This is a genomic window from Thermomonas sp. (assembly GCF_035369645.1).
Taxonomy (GTDB): domain Bacteria; phylum Pseudomonadota; class Gammaproteobacteria; order Xanthomonadales; family Xanthomonadaceae; genus Thermomonas.
This window is the reverse complement of the sequence record NZ_DAOOUM010000067.1, coordinates 1-9,570: the sequence shown is the minus strand read 5'-3', so window position 1 is coordinate 9,570 and position 9,570 is coordinate 1. Positions and strand designations below refer to the sequence as shown.

Here is a 9,570-nt window from a genome sequence, read left to right as displayed (position 1 = left end):
CCTCTGGGGTGTCCTTGCCCGGGTTAAGGCGCTCGGCACGCGGCGTGCCCAATACGGTGGATAGCGCGTTCTGCGCCGAATCCAGCAGGCGGTCGAGGGGGCTGAGGTGGCGAAGGGTGTGCATCCGGGCATTTTAAGGCGGTTACAAGTGCGGTGGCGGGGCAGGGCGGGCACAGAGGGGCTTGCTTGCACGGGCCAGTAAAGCCAGCTATGATTCCGCTTCTTTCGTGCCCGGATTGTCATTTTCGGTGCCGGAAGTCCAACGCGAGGCGACGTTCCAGGCACTGGAACCAGCCCGACCAGGTACCCCTAGAAGAGTTCCCCATGAAGACTTTCATTGCCAAGAACGAGACCGTCCAGCGCGACTGGTACGTCGTGGATGCCGAGGGCAAGACCCTTGGTCGTCTGGCCGCAGCACTGGCCTACCGCCTGCGCGGCAAACACAAGCCTGTATTCACCCCGCACGTCGATACCGGCGATTATCTGGTCGTGATCAATGCCGACAAGATCGTGGTGACCGGCAAAAAATTGCAGGACAAGATGTACTACCGCTTCACCGGCTACGTCGGCAACCTGAAGTCGGAAAATCTTGCGCAGGCGCTGGAGCGTCACCCCGAGCGCGTGATCGAAATCGCCGTCAAGGGCATGCTGCCGAAGGGCCCGCTGGGCCGCGACATGTACCGCAAGCTCAAGGTTTACGCCGGTAGCGAACACCCGCACGCCGCCCAGCAGCCGCAAGTTCTGGAACTCTGATCATGGCAAACGCATCCACCAAGGGCCTGGCCCAAAACTACGGCACCGGCCGCCGCAAGTCCTCCACCGCCCGCGTGTTTCTGCGCAAGGGCAGTGGCAACATCACCATCAATGATCGTCCGATCGACGAATTCTTTGGTCGTGAGACGGCGCGCATGATCGTGCGTCAGCCGCTGGAATTGACCAAGAACACCGAGACCTTCGACATCCTGGTCACCACCACCGGCGGCGGCACCACCGGCCAAGCCGGCGCCATCCGCCTCGGCATCGCCCGCGCACTGGTTGAGTACGACGAAACCCTGAAGTCCGAGCTGCGCAAGGCTGGCTTCATGACCCGCGACGCCCGCGAAGTCGAGCGTAAGAAGGTCGGTCTGCATAAGGCCCGTCGCGCAACCCAGTTCTCCAAGCGCTAAGCCCATCGCCCCGTGGGGGTGTCGTGGCAGCGCGCCTGCACATTGGTACAGGCGGCGCGACCACGCCTACCCACGGAACGAGGATCTACGTGCTTGCTGGTGGTGTTCATCCGTCAAGTGCGTTTGGATTTACAATCCGTTCCATAGCCCCGTCGCCAAGCGGTAAGGCACCTGACTCTGACTCAGGCATTCGGTGGTTCGAATCCATCCGGGGCTGCCAGTTCAAGGTCTTGGCAAGACCAACGAAGTCCAAAAAACCCCGGGAAACCGGGGTTTTTTGTTGTCTAGCGTCCATGATCGCCCAGCTGGGCGTCACCGGCATCCCGTTGCCGCAGCCGGAAGCGGTCTAGTTCGCTGGGCAGTTTTGCCACACATCAGCGAATACATTAATGTTTGCATGCATGAATTCATGGAGGCTCCCCGTGTCCATCACCTCGCAGGACATCGTGCCCTTCAACAAGGCCCGCGCCGATCTGACCCGGCTGACCGATGAGGTCCGTGCCGGCCACGAAAAAATCATCACCCGTAACGGCGAGAGTTTTGTGGCGCTAGTGGATGCCCGCAAGCTGGACTACTACCACCGGCTGGAGCGCGAAGCGCTGGCTCGGGCCAACGTCCAGCTTGGTCTGTTGAACGATGTGGCCGCTGGTTTGCAAGACATTCGCGCAGGCAAGCCCGGCATTTCGGTGGCGGAGGCCAGAGCGCGCTCCCAGGTGCGGTTCGACGCGGCGATCGCGGCACGCAAGGCCAAGGCCTGACGCATGCGGGTCGTCCTAGGCCGGGCCTACGAGCACAGGCTGGACGAGGCTGTGGCCTTCCTGCTCGGTGTCGGCGCGGATGCCGCGGCGCAGACGCTGCTGGATCAGGCTTACGACACCCTGCCCAAGCGTCTGGCGCAGTCACCGCGTATCGGGCGCGGGTTCATCGCCCGCAATCCCGAGATACCCGAAGTACTAGCTGCTTGGCGATGACATCGAGCTGCGGGAGTACATCCTGGATGACGATCTGGTGCTGTATGCGATCCATCGGGACTGTATTCATTTGCTGACGCTGCGCCACCACCGCTAGTGCGGCGTCGACTTCAGTGAGCCGTGATCTATCCAACGTTGTTCAAGAGAAGCCACTGGCTGGGAAGCCCAGCTTCACAACCAACCCGCCACCCGGCGGGTTTGGTTTTGCCCGCGCGCCCACGATGCGACAATGCCGCACCCGCCCGGAGTTGCCCGCATGTCGCCCGTCACTGCCTTTGCGCCCCCCGCCATTGCTTTGTCTGCGTTGGATGCGGCGCTGCACGCGCGCGGTTATGCCGTGCTGGATGCGGCGGATGTGGCCCAGCTGGCGGGGGTGTCGCCGCTGGCGTTGCAGGCGCTGGAGCCTTCGTGGCAATCGCTGTGCTTGGACGATTATCTGAAAGACGGCGGACGTTATCGCAAGCGCCGGCATGCGTGTTTCATTGTTGAGGGCGAGCAGCTGCGGCAGGTACCGCATCGCATGCATTACCAACCGGTGCAATACAACGCTTTGCACGGCGGCATGCAGCGCTGGTTTGCGCCGGTTGAGCCGGCCACCATTGCGCAGCCCGCGTGGCCGGCGTTGATGCTTGCATTGGCGCGGGTATGTAGCCGGCAGCGACCGGTGCCGCGTTGGCATGTGGAGGCACACCAGTTCCGCATCGACACCACTGATGGCGTGGGCCGGCCCACGCCGGAAGGTGCGCATCGTGATGGGGTGGATTTCGTGGCGGTATTGCTGGTGGGCCGGCACGCCATCAAAGGGGGCGAAACCCGCGTGTTTGCGGCCCATGGCCCCAATGGGCAGCGCTTCACCTTGGATGCGCCGTGGTCACTGCTGCTGATGGACGATGCGCGGGTGATCCACGAATCCACCCCGATCCAGCCGCTAGGCGACACCGCCGGGCATCGCGATACGCTGGTGCTGACTTTCCGTAGTGCTGGGTTTTTGGGCGATGCCGAGGTTTGAGCCACGCGGTGCACAAGCTGCCCGCACACCGGGCGCTAAGGTTACAATTGCAACTAACAATTTTTGGGATGCGAGGTCAGCATGAAACTGGGTTCACTCAAGGCAGGCGGGCGCGATGGCAGCCTGATCGTGGTATCGCGTGATTTGTCGCAGGCGGTCCGCGCCACCGGCATTGCCGCCACCTTGCAGCAAGCGCTGGAGGATTGGGAAGCCACCGCGCCGCGCCTCAACGCACTGTCTGCCGAGCTCAACCAGGGCACCGCCACTGGCGCATTCGCTCTCGATATGGCGCTGCTGGCCGCACCGTTGCCGCGTGCCTACGAGTTTGTCGATGGCAGCGCCTACTTGCCGCATGTCGAGCGCGTACGCCGCGCGCGGGGTGCGCAGGTGCCGGAGAGTTTTTACGTCGATCCATTGATGTACCAAGCGGTCAGCGCCGGCTTCAATGGCCCGCGCGATGCCGTGAAGGTGGTCAGCGAGGAGTACGGCATCGATCTGGAAGCCGAGGTCGTGATCGTTACCGATGACGTGCCGATGGCAGTTACGCCGGAGCAGGCCGCCGCGCACATCCAACTGATCGGCCTGATCAACGATGTTTCGCTGCGCAATTTGATCCCGCCGGAATTGGCCAAAGGCTTCGGTTTTTTGCAGTCCAAACCGCGCAGCACCTTGAGCCCAGTATTCGTGACCCCGGATGAGTTGGGCGATGCGTGGCAAGACAGCAAGCTGCATTTGCCGATGCTCACCCACATCAATGGCGTGTGGTTTGGTGCGCCTGAGGCCGGCGTGGACATGCAGTTCAACTTCGCCCAGCTGGTGGCGCACGCCGCCAAAACCCGGCCGTTGTCGGCGGGCACGCTGGTGGGGTCGGGCACGGTGGCCAACGAGGACACTAGTTTGGGTGCATCGTGTTTTGCCGAACAACGCACGGTGGAAACCCTGCGCGATGGCAAGCCCAGCACGCCGTTCATGAAATTTGGCGATTGCGTGCGCATCGAAATGTTGGATCGCGCCGGCAACAGTATTTTTGGCGCGATCGAACAGCGCATCGAACACCAAGCCGCACCAAGGTAAGGCCATGCGTGACGCCCCGAGTGAAGCCTTGATCCTGTATTCGTATTGGCGCTCCAGCGCAGCGTATCGCGTGCGCATCGGGCTGAATCTCAAAGGCTTGCCTTACCGCACCGTCGCGGTGCATTTGCTAAAAGATGGCGGCCAGCAGCATGCCGAAGACTATCGGCAAATGAATCCGCAGCAGTTGGTGCCCACCTTGCAACACGGCCAGCGTCACCTCACCCAGTCGCTGGCGATTTTGGAATATCTGGACGACGTCTGGCCCACGCCTGCGTTATTGCCTGCCACCGCGCGCGAACGCCAGCGTGTGCGTGCGTTGGCGCAATTGGTGGCCTGCGATATTCATCCACTCAATAATCTGCGGGTATTGCAGTACTTCGAACACGAATGGCACCTGCCCGCACCCGAGCGCGAGCAGTGGGTCAAGCACTGGATCATGGATGGTTTTGCCGCATGCGAGGCGCTGCTGGCCGGGCACCCGGCCACAGGGGATTTTTGCGAAGGCAATGCGCCCGGTTTTGCCGATTGCTGCTTGGTACCGCAGGTGTACAACGCGCGTCGGTTTGGGGTTGATATGGCCGCGTATCCCACGCTTGCGCACATTGAGGCCAACTGCCTGGCACTGCCCGCGTTCGATGCCGCGCGCCCGGAGAACCAACCCGACGCGACTTGACGCGCCGGGGGCAGACTACACGATCAATGTGACGCAAACACATCCGCATACGGGTCGTGGTCGCCGCTGCCACCTTCCGACAGGCGGAATTTGAGTGCCAACCCATCGCGCGAGTCGGCGGCTTTGAGTGCTTCTTCCATTTCGATGCGGCCTTCTTTGTATAGTCGGAACAGGCATTGGTCGAAGGTCTGCATGCCGTCTTGCAGCGACTCTTCCATCGCCATCTTGACCTCGTGCACCTGTCCGCGCCGCAGCAAGTCGCGGATCATCGGGGTGTTGATCAACACCTCGGTGGCCGGCATCCGACGGCCATCCACGCCCAACACCAAGCGCTGACTGACCACGGCTTTCAAATTCAAGGCCAGATTCATCAGCACGTTTTTGTGCGCACCTTCCGGGAAGAAATTGAGAATGCGCTCGATGGTTTGGTCGGCGTTGTTCGAGTGCAAAGTGGCAAGGCAAATATGGCCGGTTTCGGCAAAGGCAATGGCCGCTTCCATCGTGGCCTCGTCACGGATTTCGCCGATCAAAATCACATCCGGAGCTTCACGCATCGCATTTTTCAGCGCGGCGTGAAAGCTCAGCGTATCCAAACCCACTTCGCGTTGGTTGACCACTGAGCGCTTGTGGCGATGCAGGTATTCGATGGGGTCTTCGATGGTCAGAATATGACCAGTGGAGGTGGTGTTGCGGTAGTCGATCATCGACGCCAGCGTGGTGGACTTGCCCGAGCCGGTGGAGCCGACGATCAACACCAGCCCGCGTGGGGCCATGATGATGTCCTTCAACACCTGCGGCAGCTGCAACTCCTCGATGGTGGGAATAACGCTGCGGATGGTACGGATCACCATGCCCACTTCGCCGCGTTGCTGGAACACATTGACGCGGAAGCGCCCACTGCCGGGTACCGAGATCGCCATGTTCAGTTCTTTTTCGCGCTCAAACTCGGCAATCTGCGCACTGTCCATGAGCGAATAGGCAATCGTCTTGCATTCGCCAGCGGTGAGTGTGGCCTCACTCATCGGCTGCAATACGCCTTCCATCTTGATGCTGATCGGTGCGCCGGTGGACAGGAACATGTCCGAGGCATCTTTTTCCGCCATCAGCTTGAAATACTGACTGATATCCATCTCATCATCCCCAAAGTGTCGCCAATGGCGTTGCAAGCCGCGCGACAGATTCCCACAATGGCCGCAGGCTCAACACCCAATGCGACCTCCCATGCGCTCAAGCTTCGCACAAATCCCCGCTTTGCTGTATGCCCCGCTGCTTTGTGGCATGTTGTTGGTGGGGGGCTGCGCCAGCCTGCCGCCGCCCACTGCGGAGTTGGATGTTGCGCAACAGGCGGTGACCCGCGCGGAAGCGGCGGATGCCGACCAGTACGCCGCCGATGCCTTGGCCAGCGCCCGCGCGAATTTGCAGCGCGCACAAGCGGCAATGGCCCGCCATCGTGATGACGAAGCCCGCGACGCCGCGGTAGCCGCCAGCGCCGATGCCGATCTGGCGCGCGTGCGCAGCGCCGCCGCCCGTACACGGGCCGATTTGCAGCAGCAACGGGCCGAGGTGGCCAGCCTGCAGACGCGCCTGAAACTCGCCGTGGACACCGGCGCAGGCAACCCGCTTGACCTGCCCTTGCCCGCAGGCAGCCCAGAACAGCGCCTACAAGCCTTGGACGCCGACCCGGTACTCAACCCCTTTGCGCAGTACGAGCGCTTGCAGGCGCGCCAAAGCGTGGCTGCGCTGGCCACGATCAGCCGCCGCAATTTGCCGGCGGGCTTGGCCTTGGCCGAACGGCGGGTGGGGATTGCCGAACAAGCCGCGCGTATCGAAGCCGGCAAGCGTGAACTGGAACGCTTGGCAACGACACGCAGCGAATTGCGGGTAGAGGCCAGCCGTCGCGATGCCGACCGTGCCATGGCCGAAGCCGAGCAACTGCGCCTGCAAGCGCAGATTCAGGCCGAAGACGCCGCGCGTGCGCGTGCGCAAGCCGAGCAGGCCGAGGCGGTACTGGATGGCGCGCAAGTTGAGCAGCAGGACAAAGTGGCCGCCGCACGCAGCAAAGAAGCGGCACTGGCACGGAAAGAGGCCGAATTGGTGGCAGGGGCCAAATTACCGGCGATGCGGCAAGACGCGCGTGGGGATGTCTATACGCTTGCCGGCGACGCCTTTACCGGCACCCAGGCGCAGCTGAGCAAGCCCGCGCTGGCCAGCCTGAAGGCGTTGGGGATCTACCTGACCGCCTTACCCACCGGCAACGTGCAGGTGATTGGCTACAGTGACAATCAAGGCAAGCCTGCGGCCAACCAATCACAGTCGGAGCGGCGTGCGCAGCAAGTTCGCGCCAGCCTAGTGGCGGCTGGGGTAGCGCGTGGGCAAATCACCGCACAGGGCAAAGGTGCGGCGGCACCGGTCGCCGATAATCGCAGCGCTGCTGGCCGCGCAAAAAACCGGCGCGTCGAAATCATTGTTCTTAAAGTGCAATAAAATCAATTAGTTAATATTTTGTTGCGTACGTGGAGCAGCGCTGAAGTCGGGGATAACAACGTGCCCACAGGGGCTTGCCAAGTGGCCCCGGCAGGCGTAGCGTCGGCTTACCAGATGGTTTGATTCCACTACCCCCATCTGGCCGGAGACCGGCCGATGCAGCACCCGTTCGACAACCCGGAGACCGCCGACGCAAGCCTGTTGTGTGGCCGGGTTGGGCGGCAGTCGAGTGCCCCGTCACCGGTCGCAAGCAAACCCACCCCAACGCCCCGTGCCGCTCAGCGCCGGGGCGTTTTTGTTGGTGCAGCGGGCACAGACGCTGCGGCAAGCACCCGCAGCATCACCCATTTCGCCAGCAGTTCGCAGCTGTTGGTGCAATTCCCGGCAACCTTGGGTTGCCATCCCCACGCGTCCGGGCGCATGTCCGGCGCGATTTGTTGACGCAGGAGGTTTCCATGTTCGAAGGGCAATCGCAGGCTGAAATCGAATCGCTGATGAAAGCCAATACCGAGTTCCGGCAATTGTTGTATCGCCATCGTGAGCTCGACCGTCAGGTCATGGATGCGGAACTGGGTGTGCTGCCGCTGGACGACAACACCCTTGGGCTGATGAAACGTGAAAAGTTGGTCGCCAAGCAACGCCTGTTGCAGATGTACGAACGCGCCAACTAGATCGCGCGCGCCGGAGTGGCTGCAGCTGCCGCCGCTCCGGCGTGATGCGGGCATGACAATTCATCACCAAGCCCGCAACGCCCGGATGCTACCCTGATGGGCAATCATTTTCGGGTGTTGCGATGAGCCTTCAAGAAACACAAACGACACTGTCGCAAAAAATGGCTTGGGTCTTGGAGATTTTGCAGGGCGCCTCCACCGCGCAGGCAGTCGCCGCGCGTGAGCAGTTGGATCCTGCCTTGCTTGAGCGTTGGTTACAGGCCGGCCAACAGGGCTTGGAACACGCCTTGCGCGCACAACCAGACGCAGCCACCGCACCCACATATGGCGACCTGCGGGACTTGATTCCGCGCCCCTTTGCCACCCACGCCATGGTGGTGGTGGCCCCGCAAGAGTCGCTGAGCTTGGCATGGCAGCGGATGCAAGCAAGTGATGTGTCGCAATTGCCGGTGATGGAGGGTAGCCGCATCGTGGGCATGCTCGACGAGTCCGACGTGCTCTTGCATGTGTATGGCGATGAGGCGCGCTTTGCCGATCCGGTATCGGCGGCGATGGTGGCGCGTTTGGACAAGGTCAATGTGGCTGCCCCTATCGAAGCCTTGCTGCCGGTGTTTGACCGTGGCCACGTGGCCATCGTGATGGCGGGCGAGCAGTTCCTGGGCCTGATCACCCGGATCGACTTGTTGGACTACCTGCGCCGCCGCGCGCGCTGATGCGTCCGTATCAGTCGAACGTAATCCCGTAGCGTTCGCGCAGGGCCCGGCGTTCACGCCGCAGCAGCCAGCGCAGCGCACGCAAGGTCAGGCTGTTGCGTGCGGGTGCAGGTTGCGCACCCACGAACACCGGCGCGTAGTCGATGCCTTCGGCGGGTGGCGACACACCCAGAAAACGGCAGACCTCGGCCACGCAGACCGCAGGTTGCGCACGTAACTGCGCACTTTGCATCAGCAACACTTGTTCCGCAGGAAAATGTGCGTACAGCACATCCAACTGCCGCGCGTAATCGCCGCGCGCACGGTAGCTATGGCGGCGCGTGTGCGAATCCTGCGCCAGCGGGGTGGCGTCTTGGCGCAGCCGCCAGCGCTCCAGCAGCAGGGCCGGCCACAGCGGCCACGATTCCCAGCCGCGTGCGCGCTCCATGCGGTAATGCGACAGCGCACGTTCGGCTGGCTCGCGCAGCAGCACCACCCAGCGCATCGCCGGATGGTAGTGGGCAATCCTTGCAATACATTGCGGCAAGAACAGGTAAATTGGCGTGGCATCGCCGTACAGAAGTGCACCGTGCAGGGCCGCATCGGGTGCAGCATCAAATGCATCCGCATAGTGCGCATCGATGCTGGCCACCGTGCTGTGTGCGTCCAGTTCCAAGGCATCAAACACATGCGCTTCTTTGTTGCGTGGCAGGCACAGTTGCGGGTGTGCGGCCAGGTAATGCGCTAGCGCACTGGTGCCGCACTTTTGCGCCCCGCCGATCAAAAATTGAATACGTGGCTCAGGCGCGGGCGGGGTCATGCGGGTCACC

At 62.3% G+C, this 9,570-nt stretch carries 11 protein-coding genes, 1 tRNA gene and 1 pseudogene; 11 read left to right on the top strand and 2 right to left on the bottom strand.

The window, feature by feature from the left end; translation table 11 throughout:
* Positions 1–324 precede the first annotated feature (324 nt).
* The 8 genes from rplM (at position 325) to maiA (ending at position 4,893) form a co-directional block, all read left to right on the top strand.
* On the top strand, positions 325–753 hold the full coding sequence (rplM, locus tag PK789_RS10895; protein ID WP_324308792.1) for a 50S ribosomal protein L13: 429 nt from the start codon (positions 325–327) through the stop codon (positions 751–753).
* 2 nt (positions 754–755) lie between these two features.
* Positions 756–1,166, top strand: a complete 411-nt coding sequence (rpsI, locus tag PK789_RS10890; RefSeq protein ID WP_345785606.1) for a 30S ribosomal protein S9 — start codon at positions 756–758, stop codon at positions 1,164–1,166.
* Positions 1,167–1,311: 145 nt separating this feature from the next.
* A tRNA-Gln gene (locus PK789_RS10885) sits at positions 1,312–1,386 on the top strand.
* 202 nt (positions 1,387–1,588) lie between these two features.
* Entirely contained in the window at positions 1,589–1,924 is a 336-nt protein-coding gene (locus PK789_RS10880) for a type II toxin-antitoxin system prevent-host-death family antitoxin (protein ID WP_324308791.1), read from the top strand.
* A 3-nt stretch (positions 1,925–1,927) separates the two neighbouring features.
* Entirely contained in the window at positions 1,928–2,137 is a 210-nt protein-coding gene (locus tag PK789_RS10875; RefSeq protein WP_324308790.1) for a hypothetical protein, read from the top strand.
* 256 nt (positions 2,138–2,393) lie between these two features.
* Positions 2,394–3,146, top strand: a complete 753-nt coding sequence (locus PK789_RS10870; RefSeq protein ID WP_324308788.1) for a 2OG-Fe dioxygenase family protein — start codon at positions 2,394–2,396, stop codon at positions 3,144–3,146.
* An 81-nt stretch (positions 3,147–3,227) separates the two neighbouring features.
* Positions 3,228–4,220, top strand: a complete 993-nt coding sequence (locus PK789_RS10865) for a fumarylacetoacetate hydrolase family protein (RefSeq protein ID WP_324308787.1) — start codon at positions 3,228–3,230, stop codon at positions 4,218–4,220.
* Positions 4,221–4,224: 4 nt separating this feature from the next.
* Complete coding sequence (maiA, locus tag PK789_RS10860) at positions 4,225–4,893, top strand: maleylacetoacetate isomerase (protein ID WP_324308785.1); 669 nt, start codon at positions 4,225–4,227, stop codon at positions 4,891–4,893.
* A 23-nt stretch (positions 4,894–4,916) separates the two neighbouring features.
* Here the strand turns inward: maiA and PK789_RS10855 are convergent, their stop codons facing one another.
* A complete protein-coding gene (locus PK789_RS10855; protein WP_324308783.1) occupies positions 4,917–6,023 on the bottom strand; it encodes a PilT/PilU family type 4a pilus ATPase in 1,107 nt (368 codons plus the stop codon).
* A 91-nt stretch (positions 6,024–6,114) separates the two neighbouring features.
* Between PK789_RS10855 and PK789_RS10850 the strand changes: the two genes are divergently transcribed.
* From PK789_RS10850 to PK789_RS10840, 3 genes and pseudogenes are all read left to right on the top strand, one after another.
* The gene (locus tag PK789_RS10850) at positions 6,115–7,377 is read left to right on the top strand and encodes an OmpA family protein (protein WP_324308782.1); all 1,263 of its coding nucleotides are present in this window, start codon (positions 6,115–6,117) and stop codon (positions 7,375–7,377) included.
* Positions 7,378–7,832: 455 nt separating this feature from the next.
* Complete coding sequence (locus PK789_RS10845; RefSeq protein ID WP_324308781.1) at positions 7,833–8,048, top strand: HP1242/YdcH family protein; 216 nt, start codon at positions 7,833–7,835, stop codon at positions 8,046–8,048.
* Between the two features lie 317 nt (positions 8,049–8,365).
* A pseudogene (locus PK789_RS10840) lies at positions 8,366–8,761 on the top strand (CBS domain-containing protein); the annotation flags it as partial.
* Between the two features lie 10 nt (positions 8,762–8,771).
* Here PK789_RS10840 and PK789_RS10835 read toward each other — a convergent pair.
* Positions 8,772–9,570: sulfotransferase domain-containing protein (locus PK789_RS10835; RefSeq protein ID WP_324308779.1), on the bottom strand; the 799-nt coding region annotated here is incomplete at its 5' end.